The organism is Parabacteroides sp. AF17-3, from assembly GCF_003635445.1.
Lineage (GTDB): Bacteria > Bacteroidota > Bacteroidia > Bacteroidales > Tannerellaceae > Parabacteroides > Parabacteroides goldsteinii.
This window is the reverse complement of sequence record NZ_QTMM01000001.1, coordinates 646,947-672,644: the sequence shown is the minus strand read 5'-3', so window position 1 is coordinate 672,644 and position 25,698 is coordinate 646,947. Positions and strand designations below refer to the sequence as shown.

The window sequence follows — 25,698 nt, the reverse complement described above, 5'->3', positions numbered from 1 at the left end:
GAAATTATGAATAAACATATTATTTGGCTATTTACCCTGCTGGTATTCGTATTGGCGGGTTGCGAAAAAGACGAAATAGGCAACACAGCAACCGAAGCACTTGCCGGTGAATGGAAAGTGACGGTAGATGCGGTAGATGAAGGAGGTAATGTCATTGCCGAAGATTTCAACGGAATAGGGCATATCCTGATGAATACCTATAACACGGCAGCAAATACACCCACCGAAATGTATGTAGACGATATAGGCCACTTTTGGGAATATAAAGTACGGGTTAAATCGGATGTCAATGCATTGACATTTGCGACTAATGGTGCTGTTCCCAATGAAGCCTACGAATGTGATGTAACGATTGACGGCGGTAAAATCTTATTGGGAGCTGCTACGACACCTCACGGAACACCGGCGGACAGTATTGTCTATTATATCTCATTCAGCGACGATGAACCTGGCATGAGGTATAAAGTTTCCGGATATCGCTATACAGGACTTGCTGTCGACGATTAATAGATAAGAACTATTTATAAAACATATAAGTTAACCAAAAATCTTGCTAAACACACTTGACCGGAGTTAGTAGTGATACCAGCTCCGGTTTTTATTATACATCATACCCAATTAGTCCAATGCAATCACTTATACTTCGAGCCCAATTCAAAGACGATTTTATTCAGCCTTGATTACATCCGCCGGGTTCAACCGTGAAATCAGCCCCAGGCAGGGATCGGTGAGTTTTCGGTAATTACAGAATAAATTGTACAGGCACATAATCTTTGAATTAAAACAAAGGATTATGTGCCATACAATACAAAAAGAGTCTTGTGCTGTTACGAATTATACATCTTCTCTATATCCCTTTTCCGTTTTAATGCCTCCAAGAAATAATAATCAGCATAATTGAGTGGAACATCTATTTCACCATTATGAGGTATACTTCCTACACAATGCATTAATAGAAAATTCCCATTCTTTCCCAATTCCGCACGATATGCCGGAGAAGCCAAACTCTCCATAATACGGTCAGCATATGCCTTATATGTCTGCGGTTCAGAAACTCCCATCGTTGTTATTTCATATAAGGCAGAAGCGATACAAGCCGCAGCCGAAGCATCCCGATAGTCATTTGGTATGTTAGGAGCATCCATATCCCAGTAAAAAATAAAATCATCAGGAGTATTTTTATGAGTAAACATAAAATGGATTGATTTTAACGCCTGGTCCAGATATTTTCGGTCTCCCGTTTCACGATAACAAAGTGTTAAACCATAGATACCCCAGGCTTGCCCACGGCTCCATGCCGATTCATGTGCATATCCCTGTGCAGTATGACGGAAACGAACGGAACCATTCTCCATACTGTAATCTACCACATGATAACAGCTGCCATCCGGACGATACTGTTCCTTCATGGTACGATCCACATGGGAAACAGCAATTTTATAGAATGTCGAATCGCCGGACAATTTTGTTGCAGCAAATAATAACTCAAGGTTCATCATATTATCAATAATGACAGGACATTCCCAACCACGTTCGGAAATCCATCCCCTGTCAACATTCCAGGACTGAATGATACCCGCCACAGGCCGGAAACGAGTCGATAAAGACCGGGCTGCCTCAACAATCACATTTTTATACTCCTCATCTCCTGTTAAACGTAATCCATTGCCGAAACTGCAATAGATCATAAAACCGACGTCATGATTCCATGTAATGTTTTTGGCATCCTTAACCTCCTCTGTATACTTTCGGGCTATAGGTAACAACGTATTATCTCCCGTCAATTCATACAAATACCATATAGAACCTGGGAAAAAACCGCTTCGCCAGTCGGTCAGATTACAGTAATAAACGGAGCCGTCTGAATTCAAGGTCGTCGGATTCATAAACTTACCGCTTTCTTCAATAAGTTTTATCTCATTACCTATCTGTTTATGGGCAAACTCCACATTTTCTTCAATAAACTCCTTCTTCACTTCACTACATGAAATCAACGCAGCACAGAAAGCTATACCCATTAAATACTTCATTTTTACCATATTATATATTTATTTTTGATCTAACTACATGTCTAATCTCCTGATAATAAGACTTTGATTACCTGTATGGTGCTATCTGAAACCGAAGCCGATAAAACCGTATAACCTTCTATAGGTTTTTCATTTTCCGTCTCTCTTTTTGCCCTTTTTGTTGTAAACGAAGCGTTAACCGGCGATTCAATCTTCAAAAAGAATGATTTACCATCTTTTCGTAAAATTGCCGTATTTCCATTACATTCAACATCGGCAGAAGTAATCACAGACCATTGAACCGATTGCTCCGCATTTTTTAACCCTACGCTGTCCGTAATCATTATCCGGGTATCATCCAATAAACAGAAAGTCCGGTAAACAAAGCGGCTCTGTTCCTGATAAGCCGTACTCATATCCATTGTTACAAAAGGGCGGACAGCTTTATCGTCACAATCTTTGATCTCTCCCATCCCAGCTGAATTTTGCAATTGATTATCGATCGACAGAGTATTATGACTAAAATTGGAATTCCTAAAATAAGTCCACCTCCGGCCGTCCGGCTTATAATCCCAGAATCCGGGCAAACTGTAATTATCCGTTCCCAGATCGTCAGTCCACCTTATCCCGTTTGTTTCTACAATGAAAGTTCCGATATCCAACTGTTGATGTGCCATATCCGGATCGCCGGTTTTAGCGATCAGATAAATACTGTTGGATACATTCCTGTCTCCATTAAATACAACAATATCGTTTATTCCTCTGTAGACGTTTAACTTCGGCAAGGTTTTTGAAGCAGAAAAGGCTGTATCATACCAGGGAATAGACAAAAAATAAAATCTGAAATAATTCCCGCTTTGTACTGTTTCCGAAAGGACCTTCCTATAAAACGCTGCTGCTTCCGGCTGATTGAATGCTTTACTGAAATAGAAATAAATAGGTTCTGCTGCCGGCGCCGTACTTCCGGAATTAGCAAAATTGAATATCTTACCGGAAGGACTTGTGCTATGCATATAATACAAAACACTTTTATCCACACCCTGCATTTCAGAAAGTCCGAAATCCTGTCCGAGATTATCATTCAAGGCCTTTAATAAGAGCGAAAGATACATATTGGTATATCCCCAATAGGCAGGTCCTTCATAACAAACTCCATCCGGTGCCAGATGTTTCAGACAATTAGGAACATACTTTACAGCTTCACCGATAATATGTTGGGTAAGTTCAGGATAATACTCCTCAATGGCTAAAGCCCCTAATACCATCCCTGTATTACAAACCACATTCCAGTTCGTCTCACGTTTGGCCCAAGAATCACTGTTACCGGTTTTATACTCTTCGACAACAAGATCCAGAGCCTTCGTTTTAATGGAACTGACAATCAATTGTTTTGTCACAGGAGACAGCACATCATATAACCAGTCGTATCCGATAGCAACCGCAGTCGTCATTTCTGCAACATCTAGATAATGAGCAGGGTCCCAATCCTGATAATTACAGACATGCACCAATTCCTTTTCTGCCTTCTCTGCAAACCGTTTATCTCCACTGAGCCGGTAAGCCAGGGACAGGTTGACCATTCGGTATACCTGTTCACGACTGACCGGCAATATATCTTTCGTCTGTTTAACCTTCGTGCGCGGATCCTCCTGTAATGGAACAACCAATAATCGTTCCGCTTCCTTCATCAAACCGGCACGTAGGCTGTCCAATAAAGGTTCTCTACCCGCTAAAGCCTGAACTCTTTGTTCTTCCTGCTTACTAAACAGCAACCTGGGATGCTGCTGCAACACCCTTTCAGGAAAAAGGGCCGATGCATCTTTACAGTTTACCACCGAAGAAAACAAAAAGAATGATAAGCTCACTAAACTAATAAATCTCATAAATTGATACATTGAAATTACATTTTGAACGGATTTACCATCCCGGATTCTGCTTCAACGCTTCGTTGCGCTCTATCTCTACACCAGGTATAGGCCAAAGCATATCCCGTTCGGAGAACTTATGAGTATAGATAAATTCACCATAAATATTGATTGCATCTACCTCACTCATAGCCTTGCTTGCTATTTCCCATCCCCAACGGCGCAAATCACTGAAACGTAATCCTTCTCCCGCAAACTCAACAGCACGTTCTTTTCGTATACGTTCAGCCATCTGCTCTTTGGATGTAACAAGCATCCATGCTGGACCAGAGTTTAATCCGGGCATATCCACTCTGGCTCTTACCTTATTGAATTCGGCAACAGCTTTATCCAGTTGGTTATTTTCATTATAGGCCTCTGCCAACATCAGCAATACATCCGCATAACGAATCAGAGGAAACTCAAAAGGAGTGTGTAAACGGTCACTGATAGCTCCGCCAAGATCATATTCAACTACAAATTTACGATACAAATAAGAGATCCAGCCTTTATTGTTCCGTATGGTTCCCTGATTTTCATTCCCTTGCACATTGTGGTCCATTGCAAACAACATATCTCGTGGGGTCGTCTTTCCGATACAACCTTTATAAATAGAATAAGGGACAATCAAAGTAGCCATCATACGAGGATCCCTGCTTTTATATACATTCAATATTTGTGCTGTATCTACATCTCGCAATCCAATAACAGCCCCTGACGCATCCATCTCTACACTAAACAATTCTTTACGCTGATCCGGAGTTGCGTCATTATATCCGGGAAAAACATCATTCCAGCTGAAAGGGCGGCCATCTTTGAGTTCATACATATCTGCCAATTGAGTGGAAGGAACAGTATTGTTCCAACAACTACCAAACGCACTGCGTGTTCCCATCAATGCTTGCATAGCCATACCATACTCTGTTCCGACACCACTTTTATTCTGTACGGAAAAGATCATCTCTGAACTCTTATCTCCATTATAAAGTTTAAATATATGAGCATAATCAGCGTCAAGGCCATATCCATAGTTGTTAGACTTGTTATTGACAATCTCTTCAAAATCCGCAATAGCATTCTGCCATTCTTTATTATAAAGATAGACTTTTCCACGCAAGGCATAGGCTGCCCCTTTCGTCGCACGACCATAATCAGAATCATTATGCCTGACCGGAAGATAAGCGACAGCCTCATTCAAGTCACTGATGATATGTGCACGGATCTCTTCCGCGGAGCTTCTGGGTTTCTTCAAGCCAACGTATTCCACATTCAGATTCGTCGTTTCATCATAGTAAGGAACACCGCCGTATAAGTCCAACAGAGTAAAATAAAACATTCCCCGCAGGAATCTGGCTTCAGCCATATACTCATTTTTTTGTTCCTCGGTAAGAACATCCATAGTGGGTATGACCCGAAGGTAGCTGTTAGCTCTCTGAATCCCATCATACATTGTTTGCCATTTGGATTGAATTTCTGCTGAACGATCAGAATAAGTACCCAGATACATCATATAATAGTCATATCCATAAGCAATATCAGCCAGGTGATCGAATAAAAACTGGTAACCGTAAGCGTGATTATCCCGTAACATGCCATAAATTCCCATCAATCCTTGTTTCGCATGTTCTTCCGTTTGGTAGAAAAGGTTCTCACTTACTTTATCACCGGGATAAGTATTAAGATCATAACATCCGTTGAATGTGGCAGATGTCAATAAAATAGAAATATATATCAGTATTTTTTTCATGGTTCAAAATATTTAAAAGGTAAGATTCAGTCCAAATGTTGTTAATCTCATTGTTGGATACTTAGTACCTGATATTTCCGGGTCAAGCCCTTTATATCCCGTAAATGTCAATGCGTTATCTATACTGACATAGAAGCGAAGGTTATCCAGCAATAGTCTCTGGGAAAGCTGCTTCGGGATAGTATATCCTAATTGTATATTTTTTACCCTTACATAGGATCTGTCCTGGACCCAAAAGTCGCTGGCTACACTGTTACGTCCATCACTGTAATCCAACAAACGCGGGTAAGTAGCATCTGTTCGCCCCGAATACCAGCGTCCGTCAGCAATTGTCTTATTAATCTGATTACCCCGGCGAACTAAAGGCCAAAAGCTAGCTCCATCCTGACCACTCCAGTACTCTTTCAGTCCTGTTGCCCCCTGAAGAATACATGAGAAGTCCAATCCTCTCCAACTTGCACCGAAATTGAAACCAAAAGTGACAGTTGGATTAGTTCCATTACCAACCATGATACGGTCTTTATCCGTAATACACCCGTCACCATCAATATCTTTATAAAGGAAATCGCCCATTTCCGGTTTTTTATACTGGGAAAAAGCATCCGGATTTTTCTCTTCCATGGCCCGGACCAATGCCAGATCCTCTTCTGTCTGAATAATACGATCTACGGAAAGAACATACTGAATATTGATTGGTTGTCCTTCCAATATCATATTAGTCCCGCTAATAGACGGTTCATCACCTTTAAATTTAGTTACTTTGTTTTTTACGTATGATACATTCCCTCCCACAAAGTAATCTACTTGCCCGATACGGTCAGTCCACGTCAGATTCAATTCAAGACCTCTGTTACGGACCTGGGCAGCATTTGATTTAGGAACAGTTGCATTCCCATGCACTAACGGAGCAGGTAAATCAATCAGGATTCCCTTGGTATTTTTTACGAAGAAATCAACATTACCACTCAATTTCGAAACACCGAAATCAATTCCCACATTTGTTAAATAGGTCGTCTCCCATGTCAAACCGGCATTAGACAAGGCCCTTTGCGCCATCCCAATCTGTACGGAATTATTCAATGTATAATTTGAGGCAGAATAAAACATCTGATAATCATAATCACCTACCGAATTGTTTCCCAATGAGCCATAAGAAGCACGTATTTTAAACTGGTTGACAAGATCTATATCTTTCATAAATCCTTCTTCACTCATACGCCAACCGGCAGAAAAAGAAGGGAAGAAACCTCTTCTGTTTTTTCCTGCAGCAAACCGGGAAGAATTATCCATACGAAGATTGGCTTCAAACAAATATTTCTCATCCCAGTTCAGGTTTACTCTTCCAAAGAAAGAATGCATAGCCCAGTTAGAATAGTTTCCTGTCGCTGTAGCATTGGCCGTTGCGGCATTCAATTCCGTCATTTCCGGAGCGATCAAATCTTCCTTACTGGCCTGGAACCAATTATAACGATACGCTTCCTGGCTACCTCCGACTGTCGCCTGAATATTTAATCGGTCTATATCTGTTTCATAACGAATAATTCCATCCATATGATTCCGTACCCATTTTTCATCATGATTGGTCACTTTTGTCTTTCCTGTTCCGGCAGTCTGGACAGTATTACTATACAAATTCCATATATCATGGAACACGGGCTGTTCATAACGGTATCTATTTTGAAAATCATATGTATAAGATCCTTCTATAGTCAATCCTTTAAAAGGTCTGATCTGTGCATAAAAACGCGATACCATTTTATTTGTTGTCCGATTTCCCTTTGTACTGTTTAACTTACGCAATATATTATTGGTACCAGACTGGGCATCATCTTCCGGATTATTGACACCACCATACCGCCCGTCTGGTGCCTGGAAACACATCCCGGGAGTCGTCGCCTGCAAATGTGTATAAAATAAACTGCCTGTACCTTCCGTCTGGATCAATCCCAAATCTTCTTTTCCACGATAACCATAGGCATTAACTCCAATCGTAAACCATTCTTTAACTTCTGCATCCAGGTTCACACGGGCACTATAACGGTCATAACCGGAATTTTCCATAATTCCCGGATTCTTCAGATAATTTCCAGATATGAAATAATGAATTTTATCAGAACCTCCGGTAATGGATATGGTATGATTTTGCAACCATCCTGTTTTGAATGCAGCATCCTGCCAATCCGAATTCGGATATTTTACAGGATCACTATTCCCGGCAGCACGCCACTCGTCTATTTTTTCCTGACTGAACGGTGCCGGCAGATTACTGTTTCTTTCTCCTTCATTAAACAATTCCATATAATCTGCATAGTTGGTCACAAGGTCCATACGATGAGCAACCTGTTGCATAGTTACATAACCGTTATAAGAAATTCTGGAACCGCCTGTTTTACCTTTACGGGTTGTGATCAGGATAACACCATTAGCAGCACGTGAACCATAAATTGCAGACGAAGCAGCATCTTTCAGCACAGAAATACTTTCCACATCCTGCGGATTAATATCGTTCATACTTCCCGGAACCCCATCAATAACAACTAATGGATCAGAATTATTCAAAGTACCTTGTCCGCGTACCCGTATAGTTGCTCCATCATTGCCAGGCCGTCCTCCACTACCTTGTGTCACAGATACACCGGCAGCCATACCCGAAAGCCCTGCTGACAATGAAGTAATAGGACGACTATCTACCATCTTACTCATATCAACAGATGATACAGCTCCTGTCATATTCACTTTTTTCTGTGTTCCATATCCCACAACCACAACTTCATCCAAGGCTTGTGAATCTTCTTTTAATTGGATCATAAAAGAGTTTTTTCCATTTACCGGTATACTTTGTTCTATATAACCGATATAAGAAACCGTCAATACTGCACCAGGAGACACCTGCAAAGAAAAACGCCCTTCCATATCAGTGACCGTTCCGTTAGTAGTTCCTTTTTCTACTACATTTGCTCCGATTACCGGTCCCTGTGCATCTTTTACTGTTCCCGTAACAATCACTTTCGCTTGTTGGGATAATAGCAACTTTTCCGTTATACCTTCCCCGGCACTAACCGGATTGGCTTGGACTATTCCCACGGACAAGAATAGTGTGGCCATTCCTGCAAACATTGTTTTCCTAAAAGAAGGAATGTTCAAATCATTCGTCATAAATAGGTAGATTTAGATTAATAAATTCAGATAAACTCTGAGGCAAAAATAGCCGGGTACACAAAAAAAGACCTATACATAGCGTCCGTTTTTTATATACACACAGTCCAAATAGAAGATTTAACTATTTGATTATAAATGATTAGCTATTTCACTTCTCTTTTTTCCGAAATTGAGCCGGCGAAACCCCGAATTTTGTCTTAAAACAACGACTGAAATATATGGTAGAAACAAATCCCAGTTGATCCGAGATTTCACTCACCAACATATCCGGCCGTTCCTGTAGCAGAACCGCTGCACGTTTGATACGCTGATTTTGTATAAATTCACTCGGTGTCATACCTGTAAGATTTTTCATTTTTGCAAAAAAGGAACTACGTCCCATATTCAATTCACGGGCAAGTATATTCACATCGAAATCCTGGTCGCCCATATGTTCATCTATAATTTCTACAATACGATTCAGTAATTTCTGGTCCAGCGAAGTAGAAGCCAGCAACTGTACATCAAAATCACCTTGCTGAGTCAATCTGGATTTCAACAATAAACGATTACGAATTAAATTATTACAACGCATCAGTAAAACTCTTGCATGGAAAGGCTTACTCACATAATCATCCGCTCCCTGCTGGAAACCTTCAATATTATACTCAACGGAATCAAGGGCAGTCAACAAAACGACAGGAATATGGCAAAGATCAATATTATTCTTAATTTTCATACACATTTCCATGCCACTCATCAAAGGCATCATAACATCACTGACCACCAAATCCGGTTTTTCCTCAATAGTCTTTCGTAAACCTTCTTCTCCATTTCCAGCTAATATCACCTGATAAAAAGGAGTAAACAAGGTATTTAATATTTGTAGCAACTCCTCATTATCTTCCACTATCAGTATCTTATAAGAACCGACCTTCAGATCCGGAAAAGTTGTGTCCACCTCTTTATATTCCTCCGGTAAAACGGAATCCGGCAACGATCCCCGTTTGATCATAGGCTCTTCCGGAACTTCCAGAAGAATGGTATTTCCATCATTCTCAAAATGGGCTTTACCTTTTAATAAGGTGATCGTAAAAATTGTGCCATATCCCAACTGGCTTTGTACCGTAATCTCCCCATGATGAAGGTTGACAATGTTCTTACTCAATGCCAGCCCTAGTCCGGTTCCCGGATTGGCCTCAGACAGTTGTTTCCCATTTTCCGCCTGATAAAAACGGTCAAAAATACGTGACACATCACCAGACGATAGTCCGATACCCGTATCGATCACTTTTATATGAACATTATTCTCATCCGGAGAAATATACAAATCTACCACACCTCCCGGTTTAGTATATTTGAAAGCATTGGACAAAAGATTATAAAAGACCTTTTGCAGTTGATTGGAATCAAACCACAGCAAAACATCATCTTCTTCATGATGAAGATTAAAGGAAATCGTTCGTTGGGCAGCCAATTCACAATACGAAAGATAAATATCCTTCAAAAAAGGAACCAGATTTTGTTCACAGACGCGCAACGAAACATAATTCTGCTCGAGTTTCCTGAATTCCAACAATTCGGAAATCATATTCCTCATGCGAGTTGCATTCTTACTAATCTTAACAATCCTATTATATAAAGTTGGAGGAAGTGATGAACTCTGAAGCAACATATCCACCTGACTGAAAATAAGCGTCAGCGGAGTGCGGAACTCATGGCTGATGTTAGTAAAAAAACGTAGTTTGGCCTGATTAAGTTCTTCATTCCGCTCTTTCTCTTCTCTTTCTTTCTCAAGAGAAAGGGCTAATCTTCTCCTGGCATTTATCGTGCGAATTGTCAGATAAACAATTATAATGGTAGTCAGAGTATACAGAATCCATGCCCAGACCGTATTATACCAAGGTTGTGCAATCAAGATGTTCAGAGAAATTTCACGTCGGTTCATCAAGTGCTGCGGTAAAATCTTTTCACGGACCAACAGTTTATATTTCCCGGGATCCAGATTCGTATAATAAATACTGGAGGAAAAAGAGGATACCCAATCTTCATCAAAACCGACCAGTTTATATTGATATTCATTATTCTTCTGAATATCAATATAATTAGTAGTCGCAAAATTTATGATCAGATTGTTTTGTTTATTATTCAGGTGAATCGACTTATTAAAAGGAAAAGACTCTTTCAAGATCCCACCCGAAACAGCCCCCGGATATATTCTTTTATTATGGATATACAGTTCCGAGAAATATAAAGAATAATTCTTTTCTTTTTGATCCAGATCTTCCCGGAAGAAAGAGGCAAGGCCGTCATTTCCTCCGACAAACAGTTCATTATTTCTGCAAACCAAAATACCACATCCATCCGCAATTGAAGTGATAGGTAAATTCGTTCCCAATGTCACAAACCGGGTATTCTCATTGGAAGGATTCAGAAAAGTAATACCCTTATCGCTGGTAACCAGTAATTCTCCCGAATTTGTTTCCGCAACATTATAACAATAATTACTTAACAAATGCCCGCTTCCCTGTGAGTAATGGATAAAGGAATCGGATTGTTTATCATACCGGTATAACCCTCCTCCCAAAACAACAAAATAAATATCGCCACTATTGGTCGTAATAATCCGTTTAGGTTCAAATTGAATACCGTATTGAGGCAGAAAATATTTTTTCTGATTATCAGGATCAGCCAGTTTAATCCTGATAAGGGAAGTTCCGATCATAATCCATATATTCTCTTCCTTATCAATCGTAAAATTCTGTGCATTTCTACATAACCATTTAAACTCACCCGTATCAAGATCCATAACAAAAGTCCCGTTCATTGCACTCACATATAACTTATCATTATGAATCATCGTGTGAAAGATAATACCATCCGGTTTCACATCTTCTTTCTCATAATCATCCAAATAATTATGAAAAATACCGGTTTTTATATCAAATCGAGTCAGTCCTCCATGGTGCGTACCAATATATAACTGATCCCGTTTTTCGTCATACGCAATACATTTCAGATTATTCTGTAAGACCGAATTAGAAGGTCCCGCAGTAAAATATTTGAATGTACGCGTTTTACGGTCCATAAAGTTCAACCCGCCTCCTTCGGTACATATCCAGATATTACCATTCTTATCCTCAGCCAAATGGCCGACAAAAGAATAATTCAAACATTCTTTCCGAAAAGGATTATCCGTATAATGAGCAAAAATTTCCTTCTCTGGATTAAAATAGTTCGCACCTCCATAATAGGTTCCTACCCATATTGTTGCCTGCGCATCTATATAAACAGAAAATACGGAAGAATGAGACAGACTACCCGGTAGATGGTCTTGTCGGTACACAGTAAATTTATCTGTATACGGATTATATTTATGTAATCCTAAAAAGGTTCCGAACCAGATGTTCCCAAATCTATCCTCCGCAAAACTCCGTATCTGATTGCTTTCTATATGGTAAGGTTCCGCATTAGAATCGGAATACCAGATGACCTTCTCATCCGGCATTATCCTATACAGTCCTCCGGTACGGCAACCAGCCCATACTTCACCTGAAGAACTTTCAAATAAACGATAAAATTCCGGTCCGTCAACCAGACAACGTGCTTTTTCTCCTTTTTCAATCACATATAATCCTTCATACGTTCCAACCCAAATTTTATTTCCAGAGACCAGCAAACTGGAAATATCCGGTATATCTTCCTCTGTGTAAAGCAATAAACTATCCCCTTTTTCATCATAACGGCAAATCATTCCATCATACCCCGTCCATATATCACCATTTGAGGAGGTGACCGTTTTTGCCTTATATTTCCCAATCACATAGAACTTTTCTTCCCGGATATCATACCTCACCAAAGAATCACAAGTTCTGAAAAAAATATCTCCCTGCCGGTTGCCGACCAGATGATCACATTCATGTCCTAACAAAACATTTATAGAACTCTCCTGGTCAGGATTCTCCCATCCCTTGTATACCCGCATTCGTTCTCCGTCATACACACTGAGTCCTTCACGCGTACCGAACCACATCCGTCCCAGTTGGTCCTGATAAATAGACATAACAGAGACCTGCGATAATCCGTCACTCATACCAAGATGCTTAAAATAAACCGGATAAATAACTTGGTGAATGAATAAAAAACACAACAATATCAGTAGCTTTTTCATCTTATTTACGAAACTAAATAAAAGAGTCTTCTTGTATCCCCGCTTATTCACAATTACATTATGAATTATACAAAGATAGAGATATTTTATTCACTGCAATATCAATTGCTCAGTCTTTCATTCGACAAAAAACACTACACTATTTCCTGCGGATCCTCTTCCGCTTATAAGAGAAAACTTATTGTTAATCTTTACTCTGATTTAATAACTTCCGCCGGGTTCAACCGTGAAATCAGCCAGATGCGATATGCCACGGTAATAAACACGATTGTTGTTGTTAAGAATATTATACTTAGCCACAGAACTGGATTATTCAGCCATTCCGCAGAAATAACGACTTTTTTGCTAATCAGCATACGCAGGAATAAATAAACAATCGTCAATGACGGGATGGCCGCAATAACTAACAGGCGAATGTACAACTTTCCGAATAAAAGAGCGATCACCCGCGGACCAGCTCCATTGATTTTGCGTATGGCAACTTCTTTTTGCCGGCTGTATGTATCCAGCGTAATAGCAGAATAGATACCTAAAACTGTTATAATCAAACTGATGACAGAAAGCAACATAAACAATTCGCTCATCATCTTCTCACCTCCGATATACCGGAAACGTTCTTCCTGCTTGGTTGTCAGCAGGAAAGGAATAGATTCCGGCAACTTGCTGCGGACAATACTCAGGATACCTTTCCGCACATCTTGCTCCTGACCGGGCATACATTTAATATAAGCAGTCCTGTAATCGGCTTTTTCCGGCACGGACAAAAATGTGAAACGATGATATTGGTTCGCCCTGCTTATTTGTTCACGGGTATATAATGGTTCAAAAGGCAACTGTTCATATATACCCGTGATCTGGAAAGTACGGTCACCCAACCGTACAGACGAAGGGTTCGTTTCTCCTTCCTTTTCCAACTCCCAGATAAGTGAACGTGAAACGACTATTTCATTGGAAGAGCGTGGCATTCTTCCTTCTATTTTCAGATTCATAAAGTCAGAATAATTACTGCTTACAGCATATTCTATTCCGTGTATGGTTTCCTCCCGTTTTGTTTTATAATCAGGATAACTACTTATTCTGTCCAGAACAATATCCTCTACACCTGCAAGTGTCCGGATGCGGGAAACTATTTCTTCTTCATGTCCCTGTAATTGCGGTTCCCACAATTCCACTTTCCAGATACGGGTACATTCCTCCTCTGTCAGTGTGTTATTCCTCTTTCCATCCACAAGCTGATGAATATATCCTATTCCGATCGCCCCTGAAATAAAAAGAAAACAAATGAACAACTGTACCCCCAACATAAAGTTGCGTACACCGTGCTTCTGGCGTTTGCCTCCTTTCACCCCTTCGAGCAGGGAAATATGTTTAACACGGAAAACAGCCCATGCGGCAATTAACAGACAAATGATGAACAAAAGACATAAATACTCCAACTCCTGCCAAATCAAAGTAGGAAGATGAATAAGCATATTTTCATTTATCACCTCTTTACTTGCCAGATATTGATAAAAAACAGGAATAAACCATTCTATCATGACAAAACTCACCAAAGCCGACAAAAGAAAAAGAATAGCAATCTCACTGAAAAGAAGGCAGAATAAACCAACTGAACCAGACCCCAGATTTTTACGAAGACTTAACTCTTTAGTCCTGTTGTAGAACGACTGGATACAGAACTTCAGGAAATTAATCATAGCCGCTATCAATATCAAAGCACCGATTAAAGGGATGAAAAGCGTTGCTCCGAGATTATCCGGTTTGTACATTTCTTCTTTAAAAGTCATTACAGCCAGATAATTATCATTATTCTTACCAAAGACAGGTAGTTGTTTTCGCAACCGTTGGTTTATTTCAGTACTTGATACACCCTTTTCCAGCAATACAACCACGTTCGAATATTTCCGATCCGGATTAATCACCGATATTTCGGGGAAATAAAAATCGTTCTTCTCCCGCGATCCATCCGGCAAATCTCGGACAACAGCACTTATAGTAGAGTATTGAACAGCCGAAGTATCGGTATCAGCCCGGCTGAAGTAAAGTGTTTTGCCTATAGGGTTATCCTCCCCGAATATCCTTCGGGCAGATGATTCACTGATCCAGACCTCTCCCGGTGTCCATACTGGCATTTCCCCTTCAAGGGTTTGTATGCCGAAGATGACAGGAAAATCTTCCGTGATATTCTGGAAACTACATTGAAAAGGTATTTCCTCCTGTCCCGCATTACTAATAGTAATATTTGCTTTATCATAACTGTAAGAATAGGCTATTTTTTCCATTCCTGCCACCGGGTTACTCATCAGTGCCTGCAATTCTTTTCCCGGAATATATGGTTCGTTATACTTATTTTTTTCCGACTTCACATAAAGATTAGCCATCCTGTCGTTATTGCTCCAAACCGTAAACTGACTGTTAAATCTCCTTATATAATAAGATGTCATGCTGAAACATAATAGTCCGATGGCGATACCGACAATGGAGAGCAAGTATTGAACCTTGTTTTTTAATATTTGCCGGATAGCCATTTTTAAATAGTGCTTTACCATAATACAATGTCATTTGTTTCATTGAAGAAAACAAAAGACGTGCCATTATTATAACACGCTGTTCTACTGATAGATAAGACTATTCATGCAATAGTAAACCTGTGTGTTTTCGCACAAATATTGTTCTTATCCGCACAAACGTTACACAATACTGAGACCAGACTTTATCCCTATAATTTACGACGAATATGTCATAAACCAATGTGTCACTTTTTCACTATATGTTTTTGATATTGGGATATCCGGGACTTTCTCGACTCCCAGTTCCAGATAAATACCGTCTTTTTCACGGCGTATCACCTTTACCTGGTCGAAATTAACCATATATGAACGATGGCAACGCAGCACATTCGTTTCGGCCAGACTCTCTTCTATGGATTTCAAAGAGTTACGCAGCATGAACTTAGTCAGTACTCCCTTATTGAGATACCAGATACACACATAATTATCCGCCGATTCTATATATAAAAGATTCGTCCGTTTCACCGACAACCGCAATTCATGCTTTTCGTCATAAAAAGAGAAAACCGATAGTTTGTTTGCCGCCTCTGCCCGATCCTCTTCCAGCAACCTCAACTGCCGTTCTTTCTCCTGATAGGAAAAATAGAAATGTAAAACTGAATAGGGCAACAACAGAACCAGGCTTGTGTTGATAGCCGACTCTTTGAAAACGCTTAAATACTCCCGCTCCGGATTCAGTACCAAAGTGTAGATCGTATAAAACAAAGACATGAAAAATATCTCCAGAATAATCCACACCGAATATGCACCTACGGAAATGGCATGTTTCCTGCCCCAATAATACATCACAATCCGGCTGATCACCACCACCAGCACACCGGTAAGAATAATCAGACTGGAAAAAACAAAAAACTTAAACTCTGAAACCCGATACCAGTTCGACGAACTGAACGGCTTATATATATTGATAAATACCAAAGCGAAAAACGCTGTCAGCAAGATCAGGCGAACGATGTTCGACTTTTCATAAATATAACCGGGTATTTTATGACCGAGCATTCCCATATCTTTTGCCTCCTATTTGGAGAACAAATGTACTAGTAAATCCCGAAACATTCACCCCGCATATAAAAATTTCACCCCGCCATTCCGGTTTATGTCCCAACCGGTGTTCGTCGGAACCATTTATTTGCAAGGATTGTTTTAATAATGTTTGTTTGCATCAAAAAATCGATTGTTATGGATATCTCACTTCGCACACAACAACTGAACAGCCTTTTCTCGTACGATAAAAAGGCGCATCTGGAAGAGAGCCGTCTGGAAATAATTCCCTTTCGCTTTACACAAACGATAGGTGCCAGCGAAATTAACGAATTCCAGAAAGGACTTGCCACCACTGAATTTTGTTCCGTCACAGACGACCATATTCAGGAAAATAAAACATTCAATTATACAGTCTTCGCCCCTTCGGGAAAAGAGAAACGCGACAAAGCCATCATCCTGTTGCACGGACTGAACGAACGTACCTGGGAAAAATACCTGACCTGGGCCGAATATCTGGCCGGTTCAACCGGAAAGCCGGTCATCCTTTTCCCTATCGCATTCCATATGAATCGTACACCGGGTAGCTGGTGCAATCCACGGATGGTTTTACCCTGGGTGAACCGGAGGAAACAGGAAATAGACAACCTGGAAAACTCGACTTTTGCCAATGTCACATTAAGCAGCCGCCTGTCAGGAAATCCGTTGCGTTTCTATGCGTCCGGCCGCGAATCAGTCTATAACTTATGGCAATTGGTACATGAGATAAAGAGCGGAAAACATCCCTTATTTAAAGAAGATACTTCCATCAACCTGTTTGCTTATTCGATCGGGGCCTTGTTATCACAGGTCTTGTTGTTGAGTAATCCGGAAAAGATGTTCAGCGACACCCGCCTGTTCATGTTCTGCGGCGGTTCCATTTTCAGCCAGATGAACGGAAACGCACGGGATATTATGGACCAGGATGCATTCAACAGCCTGCAACGATTTTACCGCCACGATTTTCTGGAAGAACGTTCGCTGCCTACTTCCTTTAAGAATGATTTTCTGGAACAGGCGTTCAAAGCCATGATTCGCCCTGATGTCTTACAGGAATACCGTGAGTCCTTTTTCCAGAAAGCCTGCAACCGCATCAAAGCAATCTCACTGAAGAAAGACATTGTCATGCCGACCAACGGAGTGATCAAAGCGCTGGGTAAAGCCTCTGACAAGATACTGGAAGAAATAGATTTTCCGTTCCAGTATTCCCATCAGATTCCGTTCCCGTTCCGGTCAAAAACCGACCAGACACTTGTAAACCAGGCTTTCAATAATATATTCAGCCAGGCAGCTGCATTCTTGTAAAAGTCCCTACTAGTTTAATGTGATCACCTTGTATTTAGGAACCAGCATCTTCATCACGATCCAGCCGATCAGGTAAGCGACAGCGCAAAAGATAAAGACAATAGCATAACCGGCCGGTTTGCCTTCGAAACCCATAAACTGCATGTTGGTATCGCCACTATATGTAAATAGCATGCCGGCCCCTTTCTGAATAAAGAACGAACCGATACCGCCTGCCATACCGCCAATACCGGTAATCGTAGCGATTGCACTTTTGGGGAACATATCACCTACTGTAGAGAATATATTTGCACTCCAAGCCTGATGAGCAGAAGCACCGACGGAGATCAGCAGGATAGGCACCCAATAGCTGATATAGCCCAATGGCTGCGCGAATAAAACGACCAATGGGAAGAATGCAATGATCAACATCGCTCGCATACGCCCTGCATACGGATTCATCCCCCGGTTGATGAAATAAGTCGGAAATTTACCGCCAAACACGGAACCGATCACCGTAATAGAATAAAGTATAGCAATTGGCCATGCGATCTGGGTTCCTTCCATATTATATTGTATCTTCAGATAAGCCGGAGTCCAGAAGAGGAAGAACCACCATACGCCATCCGTCATAAACTTACCAAAAGCAAACGCCCAAGTCTGTTTAAAGCCCAGACATTCAATGAAAGAAAGCTTTGGTTCATTTTCAGGCTCAATTTCATCCGGAGTCAATTCAGCATCATCCTGCTGAATATAAGCACGTTCCGCATCATTTACCTTTGGGTTATCTGCGATTGGTTTATAGATAAACAACCATATTCCCATCCAGATAAAACCGATCAGGCCGACAATAATAAAAGCCATTTCCCACCCCCATAGTTCAGCCATCAGAGGAACAGTCAATGGAGCCACAATAGCCCCAACATTAGCACCAGAGTTAAAAATACCCGTTGCAAAAGCACGGTCTTTTTTCGGGAAATACTCTGCTGTCGCTTTAATAGCAGCTGGGAAGTTTCCAGCCTCACCAAGAGCCAGCACACAACGTGCTATAATAAAGAACGTAACACTTACCATACTGATCGTAGCCGCAAGGTCTGTTCCTGCAGCTACAGCCCGTAACGCATCTGCATCTGGTAATCCGACCCATTTTTCTGTTAATACACCACACAATGCATGAAGTGCCGCCCCTGCAGACCAGACAGCAATTGACCAGGCATATCCTTTCCTGGTTCCCATCCAGTCGATAAACCTTCCGGCAAATAACATGGAAATTGCATAAAACAAGGAGAAAATGGCAGTGATTGTTCCATAATCGTTGTCTGTCCAGTGAAATTCTTCTTCCAGCATCGGCTGTAGAAGTGAAAGTACCTGACGGTCTAGATAGTTTACCGTTGTTGCGAAAAACAACATCGCACAGATTACCCATCTGTACCGTGTCATTTGTTGATTGACATTCCCTAATGCGCTCATTTCTTAATAGTTTTTCATGATTTGCGGCAAATATATATCAATTTTTTTAAATACAAAGCATAACGTGTGTGCGAATACACGATTATTTACATTAATTCGGAAAGTTACAGTAAAAACAGAGGTATTACGGAAATGATTTCGTACGATATTTGGTTCTACGTTTTTTTTCATCATCTTTGTATGAAGAAAACATACAACATTTTACAGGCTGTCTTTATGAGAAAATCTATACTATATCTTCTCCTGATGATTATCTGTCTGTCCGAGCTATATGCAGCAAACAGAAAATCGTTCAACTATTACTTTTCGCATATTTCGAGTGCAGACGGTTTGTCGGAAAGCCAGGTAAAAGTAATACTACAGGATAGCTACGGTTTTATGTGGTTCGGCACCAAAAACGGACTGAACCGGTATGACGGTACTTCTATCCAAACGATCAATTGCGATGATTACATTGCTGGAAAAGGCGATCACAACATCTCCGCCCTTTTTGAAGACGAGAACAGAAAACTATGGGTAGGTACAGACCGGGGAGTATATATCTATGACCCTGTATACGACCTGTTCACGTTTATAGACCAGAAAACCGAAAATGGGGAGCAGATGGGTAACTGGGTTGCCAAAATCACCTCCGACCATTCCGGTAATATCTGGATACTGATTCCCGACCAGGGCGTTTTCCGTTGTAAAGACGAGAAATTATATTATTACGCCATCACCAACAAAGATAATATCAAACGGGAAAGCCCCGGCGCCATCTGCGTCAGGGAAAACGGAGAAGTCTGGATCGGGACAGCCGGTGTCGGCCTGTTCCTCTATAATCCGCAAACAGACTCCTTCATTCAGCATCATACCGACAAGGATGGCAACACCCTGATGGGGGCCCACATCTTCTCTATGTGCGATTACGGCGATTGGATCGCACTGGCTATCCATGACGGAGAACTGAAAAAGTACAATCCCAAGACAAATACCCTGCAAACAGTCAACGCCCCGGGAGTACATCACACCATCTTACGCGACGTGGTCTGTTACGATCAGAATAACCTTTGGGTCTGCACGCATGCCGGACTGTTCATCGTTGACGAACAATCCCAAAAAGTAACCCATCTCCAGGAAGACCTGATGCATTCGTACAGCCTTTCCGACAATATTATTTTCTGTATCTATAAAGACAGGGAAGGAGGCATCTGGCTCGGTACCAAATTCGGCGGAGTCAACCATTTACCGAACTACAAACTATTGTTTGAAAGGTTCGTCCCTTCCAGTTCGGAAAATTCGCTGAATACCCGCCGTATCCGCGAACTGGCGGAAGACCCAGACGGCAACATCTGGGTTGGGACGGAAGATAACGGTATCAACATTCTAAATCCAGCAACCGGAGAAGTGACACAGATCAACTATCCGGAATCCGACAGGAAAAGCCATCTCATGACCCAGTCCATGAGTATGTACGACGGCAAAATATATTGCGGTTTGTTTAAATACGGACTTGATATCATAGATATATCCAACCATTCGATCAAACATCTCAACCACCAGCAATTAAATCTTGACGAAGAAAGCGTATATTCCCAGTTGATCGATAGCCGGGGCCGTCTTTGGGTAGGAAATGCCTGGGGGTTATCCAGGGCAGAAGCCGGCTCGTTCGATTTTACCCGGATACCGGAGATCGGGCTCGATTGGATCGTATGCATGCTGGAAGATAAAAAAGGACAGATATGGCTTGCCTCGATGGGGAGCGGTGTATGGAAATACAATCCGAAAGATGATTCTTATAAAAAATATGTCAATGACACTCAGGACCCTGCCAGCCTGAGTTCAAACTCCGTCAGTTCCATCATGGAAGACAGCAGAGGACAGATATGGTTCTCTACCGACCGGGGTGGCATCTGCCGGTACAACGAGGCGGATGACAACTTCACCACGTTCTCCAAAGAACAGGGCCTACCTGACGATGTAGCTTATAAAATACTGGAAGATAAAAATCATTATTTCTGGTTCGGGACCAACCAGGGGCTCGTCAAGTTCAAACCGGAAACCGGAGATATCCGTGTATTCACTACCCGCGACGGTTTAGTCGGCAACCAGTTCAATTATAATTCGGGACTCAAAGCGAGCAACGGCAAATTCTACTTCGGAACGATCGACGGACTGATCGCTTTCAATCCGGATGACGACCAGCGGACCGATTCCATTCCTCCAGTCTACATCACGAAGTTCAGCATATATAATAAGGAAGTAACCGTACATACCCCCAATTCCCCGTTGAGCAAAAGCATCTTGCATACCGACCGGATCACCTTGCCGTACGACCAGTCGAATATCAGTTTCGATATAGCACTGCCCTCTTATTCATCTGCCCGTAGCAAGGAATGTTACTACAAAATGGACCCGCTGGACAAAGATTGGGTAAAAACCAGTAATAACCAGAATATTTCGTATGCCAAACTGCCCCCGGGCAACTATACGCTCCTGGTAAAAGCTGAGATTGAAGACGATAACCAGCCGGTTACCTCACTCCGTATCGTCATCCTTCCTCCCTGGTGGCTATCCTCCTGGGCTTATGCCGTTTATGCGATCCTGGTACTCTGCCTGATATATGCTTGGTTCCGCTGGTACAAACGCCGTAAGGAACGGCAGATGGAAGAGAAACAGAAACTCTTCGAGATAGAAAAAGAAAAGGAACTCTATGAGGCTAAGGTAGAATTCTTTACGGAGATAGCCCATGAAGTGCGCACGCCGCTGACACTGATCAACGGTCCGCTGGAAACAATCCTCGACATGAATATCCAGGACAGCAAAATCACGCGTAACCTGACCGTAATTGCCCAGAACACCAAGCGCCTGCTCGAACTGACCGGCCAGCTACTCGACTTCCGGAAGATCGGGGCCAACAAATTCAAGATGGATTTTGCCTGGACCAATGTTACGACTCTGCTGAAAGATACCATCCTGCGCTTCGAACCGACCATCGTCCAACAGGATAAGAAATTATCGGTCGATATTCCCGAAGAAGAAATCACAGCAGCTATCGACCGCGAAGCCGTTACCAAGATATTGAGCAACCTGTTGAACAATGCACTCAAATATTCGGCCCATACCATTCGTATCGAACTGAGGCGTGAAGAGACCACCTTCAGTATCCGCGTCACCAGCGACGGAAACCGGATACCTGCCGAACTCAGCCAACAGATATTCGAACCTTTTTATCAGATCAATAAGAAAGAAGGGGCAACGACAGGCGCCGGTATCGGCTTGCCACTGGCCCGTTCGCTGGCCATGCTTCATTCCGGCAAACTCTGGCTGGATACCGAAAATAGCGACAATTCGTTTGTCCTGACCCTGCCTCTTGCCCAGGAGAAAGTGCGGCAACAGGAAAACTCCGTTATTCAGGAAGAATTCATATTTCCCGAAGAAGGGACAACCGTCAATGTGGAAGGCCGCAACTATACGCTCCTGTTGGTGGAAGATAACGACACCATGCGTTCGTTCCTGGCAGAGAAACTGCAAGAGATGTTTGTTACAGAGACGGCCCCCGACGGAAAAGCGGCTTTGGAAATCCTGCGCAATCATCATATCGATATTGTCGTCAGCGACATTATGATGCCTGTGATGAACGGCCTCGAACTATGTAAAGAGATGAAAGCCGATATCGAACTGAGCCATATCCCCGTCATCTTCCTGACCGCCAAGAACGACCTCGACAGCAAAATCAACGGCCTGCGCCTGGGTGCGGAAGCATACGTGGAGAAACCTTTCTCTTTCAATTACCTGACAACACAGATATTCTCCCTGCTGAACAACCGCCAGAAAGAACGCGAGGCTTTCTCCAAACGCCCGTTCTTCCCGGTCAACAACATGCAGATGAACAAGGCTGACAAGGAATTTATGGACAAGATTATAGCCATCATCCATGAAAATATCACCGATGAAAACTTCGGTGTGGAGAAACTGGCAGAGATACTCTGCCTGAGCCGTTCCAGCCTGTTACGTAAGATAAAAGTCCTTTCCGGCCTGTCGCCGAACGACTTCATCCGCCTCATCCGTCTGAAAAAAGCGGCGGAGCTGATTCTGGACGGCAAACACCGGATTGGCGAAATATGTTATCTGGTAGGAATCAACTCCCCCTCCTATTTCAGCAAGATATTCCTGAAACAGTTCGGGGTAACGCCTAAGGATTTCGAGAAACAGAACCAGGCTTCTTAACCGAAGTCTCCCGTATCGATAAATGGGTGGGAACGACAATCTGCCGTGGTTTCTCCCGTTTCTTGATTTGCTTGAGAAGCAGGTTGCAACATTCCTCTCCCATCTTATAGGTCTGATGGGTAACGGCTGTCAATGCCGGTTCCACGTAGTTGGAATGAAGTTCGTCGGTATAACCGATCAGGGCGATATCGGCCGGTATGCGGAGATGATGTTTCTTGATTTCTTTCATGGCGGCAAAGGCCAATGTGTCATTCATTGCCAGGATTGCATCAGGCGGTTCCGGCAATGAAAGCAATTGCCGGCATCCTTCACGTCCTTCCTCGTAAGTCATTTTCTTACAAACGACCAGTTCTTCTTCAACAGGCAAGCCATGTTCTTTCAAAGCCTCTATATACCCGTCCCGGCGTTGCCGCACAATAGCCAAATGGTCGGAACCGCCCAGAAAGGCCACCCGCTTCGAACCGGATTCCAATAAATGGCTGGTAGCCACCCTTGCCGATTCCTGATTGTCGGCCACCACCGAAGGAATCGCATTCGTGAGGCAGACACGGTCAAAAAAGACCAGCGGGATATCCATATCTTCCAATGAAAGGAAATGGGCATAATCGGTCGTTTCCTGCGAAAGGCAGGCCAGCATACCCTCCACCCGCATATTCACAAGGTCTTCCACACAATGTTGCTCCTGCTCATATTGCTCATACGAAGAAGTGATAATGACCGAATACCCGTTCTTGCGCGCCACATCATTGATACCGCTGATTATGGACGAATAGAAATGCGTGACAATATCCGGCACGATAATACCGATAATACGGGGCGTATTCTTCAGCAAACTAAGGGCAAACGGGTTCGGACGGTAATTCCATTCCTCGGCAAGCGCCTTCACACGTTCCCTCATCTCGGGACCAATCTCGTAACTGTCGTTCAACGCACGGGATACGGTAGAAACGGAAACACCCAGCTCCTTCGCCAGGTCTTTCAATGATATGTGTCTTTTCTTAGGCATCACAAATCCGATTAGGTCCGACAAATATATATTTTTTCCGGCAGATACAAGCGATTACCTCCGAGATAGATGCATCGTATACCGACATCGAGCCGTTTATATCCGACAAGACCTGCCACGCAAACCTTTGCGTAGATTTTTATGCACAAAGCGGTTATTATCAATACATAAAAGCTATACTTTTGGACTATTGCAAACTCAATCTATTTAAACCATGAAGTACTCATATTGCGGAAAAACCGGGATGAAAGTTCCCGTACTAAGTTTTGGAGCTTCCTCCCTGGGAAGCGTATTTCACGAAACCTGTGAAGCGGAAAGTATCAAAGCTGTATTCACTGCCATTGAAAACGGGATGAACTTTATCGACGTTTCCCCTTATTATGGGCATTACAAGGCAGAGACAGTATTAGGAAAAGCGCTAAAAGATATTCCGCGCGACCATTTCCTGTTGTCGACTAAAGTAGGCCGTTACGGTAAAGACGGTGTGAACACCTGGGATTATTCTGCCCGGCGGGCCACCGAAAGCGTTTACGAAAGTATGGAACGCCTGCATCTGGACTACGTAGACCTGATCAACGTTCACGATATCGAATTTGCCGACCTCAACCAGGTGGTGAACGAGACATTGCCGGCATTGGTCGAATTACGGGACAAAGGGATTGTAAAACACGTCGGCATCACCGACCTGCAACTGGAAAACCTGCAATGGGTAATCGACCGTGTGCCCGAAGGTACGGTCGAAACCATCCTCAACTTCTGCCACTACTGCCTGAACGACGATAAGCTGGCTGATTATTTCGACTATTTCGAATCGAAACAGATTGGCATCATCAACGCCTCCCCCCTTTCGATGGGATTGCTGTCACAACGGGGCGTTCCCGACTGGCATCCGGCACCGGCGGCATTGATAGAAGCCTGCCGGAAAGCAGTACAACATTGCACTTCGAAAGGTTATCCGATAGAAAAGCTGGCCATGCAATATTCCGTAAGCAACCCGCGGATAGCGACCACCCTATTCAGTTCCGCCAATCCGGAAAATGTCAGGAAGAATATCCAATACATAGAAGAACCCATCGACTGGAAGCTGGTGCGCGAAGTACAGGAAATCATCGGCGACCAGAAACGGGTCAGCTGGTCCAATTCTTAAACCGGAAAAGAAATAACCTTTAA

The 25,698-nt window shown here is 42.4% G+C and carries 13 protein-coding genes; 4 read left to right on the top strand and 9 right to left on the bottom strand.

Annotation, left to right across the window (positions count from 1 at the left end; genetic code table 11):
- The first annotated feature begins 6 nt into the window (after positions 1–6).
- Positions 7–507, top strand: a complete 501-nt coding sequence (locus tag DWW91_RS02275; protein WP_009860785.1) for a lipid-binding protein — start codon at positions 7–9, stop codon at positions 505–507.
- A 320-nt stretch (positions 508–827) separates the two neighbouring features.
- On the opposite strand, the gene DWW91_RS02270 is transcribed toward DWW91_RS02275, so the two are convergent.
- The 7 genes from DWW91_RS02270 to DWW91_RS02240 form a co-directional block, all read right to left on the bottom strand.
- On the bottom strand, positions 828–2,039 hold the full coding sequence (locus DWW91_RS02270; RefSeq protein WP_122326814.1) for a glycoside hydrolase family 88 protein: 1,212 nt from the start codon (positions 2,037–2,039) through the stop codon (positions 828–830).
- Between the two features lie 32 nt (positions 2,040–2,071).
- On the bottom strand, positions 2,072–3,892 hold the full coding sequence (locus tag DWW91_RS02265; RefSeq protein WP_229060933.1) for a heparinase II/III family protein: 1,821 nt from the start codon (positions 3,890–3,892) through the stop codon (positions 2,072–2,074).
- Between the two features lie 34 nt (positions 3,893–3,926).
- Positions 3,927–5,660: a RagB/SusD family nutrient uptake outer membrane protein gene (locus DWW91_RS02260; RefSeq protein WP_010801398.1), complete on the bottom strand. Its 1,734-nt coding sequence runs from the start codon at positions 5,658–5,660 to the stop codon at positions 3,927–3,929.
- Positions 5,661–5,672: 12 nt separating this feature from the next.
- Positions 5,673–8,816 (bottom strand): TonB-dependent receptor, encoded by a 3,144-nt coding sequence (locus tag DWW91_RS02255; RefSeq protein ID WP_122326812.1) that lies wholly within the window; start codon positions 8,814–8,816, stop codon positions 5,673–5,675.
- A gap of 151 nt (positions 8,817–8,967) precedes the next feature.
- Complete coding sequence (locus DWW91_RS02250; RefSeq protein ID WP_229060934.1) at positions 8,968–12,891, bottom strand: hybrid sensor histidine kinase/response regulator transcription factor; 3,924 nt, start codon at positions 12,889–12,891, stop codon at positions 8,968–8,970.
- Positions 12,892–13,160: 269 nt separating this feature from the next.
- Positions 13,161–15,518, bottom strand: a complete 2,358-nt coding sequence (locus tag DWW91_RS02245) for an ABC transporter permease (RefSeq protein WP_122326810.1) — start codon at positions 15,516–15,518, stop codon at positions 13,161–13,163.
- 177 nt (positions 15,519–15,695) lie between these two features.
- Entirely contained in the window at positions 15,696–16,538 is an 843-nt protein-coding gene (locus tag DWW91_RS02240; protein WP_010801394.1) for a LytTR family DNA-binding domain-containing protein, read from the bottom strand.
- 180 nt (positions 16,539–16,718) lie between these two features.
- Here DWW91_RS02240 and DWW91_RS02235 point away from each other — a divergent pair, with 180 nt between their 5' ends.
- A complete protein-coding gene (locus DWW91_RS02235) occupies positions 16,719–17,864 on the top strand; it encodes a DUF6051 family protein (protein ID WP_009860777.1) in 1,146 nt (381 codons plus the stop codon).
- A 9-nt stretch (positions 17,865–17,873) separates the two neighbouring features.
- On the opposite strand, the gene DWW91_RS02230 is transcribed toward DWW91_RS02235, so the two are convergent.
- Positions 17,874–19,313: an MFS transporter gene (locus DWW91_RS02230; protein ID WP_122326809.1), complete on the bottom strand. Its 1,440-nt coding sequence runs from the start codon at positions 19,311–19,313 to the stop codon at positions 17,874–17,876.
- 216 nt (positions 19,314–19,529) lie between these two features.
- Here DWW91_RS02230 and DWW91_RS02225 point away from each other — a divergent pair, with 216 nt between their 5' ends.
- Entirely contained in the window at positions 19,530–23,522 is a 3,993-nt protein-coding gene (locus DWW91_RS02225) for a hybrid sensor histidine kinase/response regulator transcription factor (RefSeq protein WP_199722536.1), read from the top strand.
- Here the strand turns inward: DWW91_RS02225 and DWW91_RS02220 are convergent.
- On the bottom strand, positions 23,488–24,552 hold the full coding sequence (locus tag DWW91_RS02220) for a LacI family DNA-binding transcriptional regulator (RefSeq protein WP_262886336.1): 1,065 nt from the start codon (positions 24,550–24,552) through the stop codon (positions 23,488–23,490). The genes DWW91_RS02225 and DWW91_RS02220 overlap by 35 nt on opposite strands.
- A gap of 190 nt (positions 24,553–24,742) precedes the next feature.
- Between DWW91_RS02220 and DWW91_RS02215 the strand changes: the two genes are divergently transcribed.
- Entirely contained in the window at positions 24,743–25,675 is a 933-nt protein-coding gene (locus tag DWW91_RS02215; protein WP_122326807.1) for an aldo/keto reductase, read from the top strand.
- Positions 25,676–25,698 lie beyond the last annotated feature (23 nt).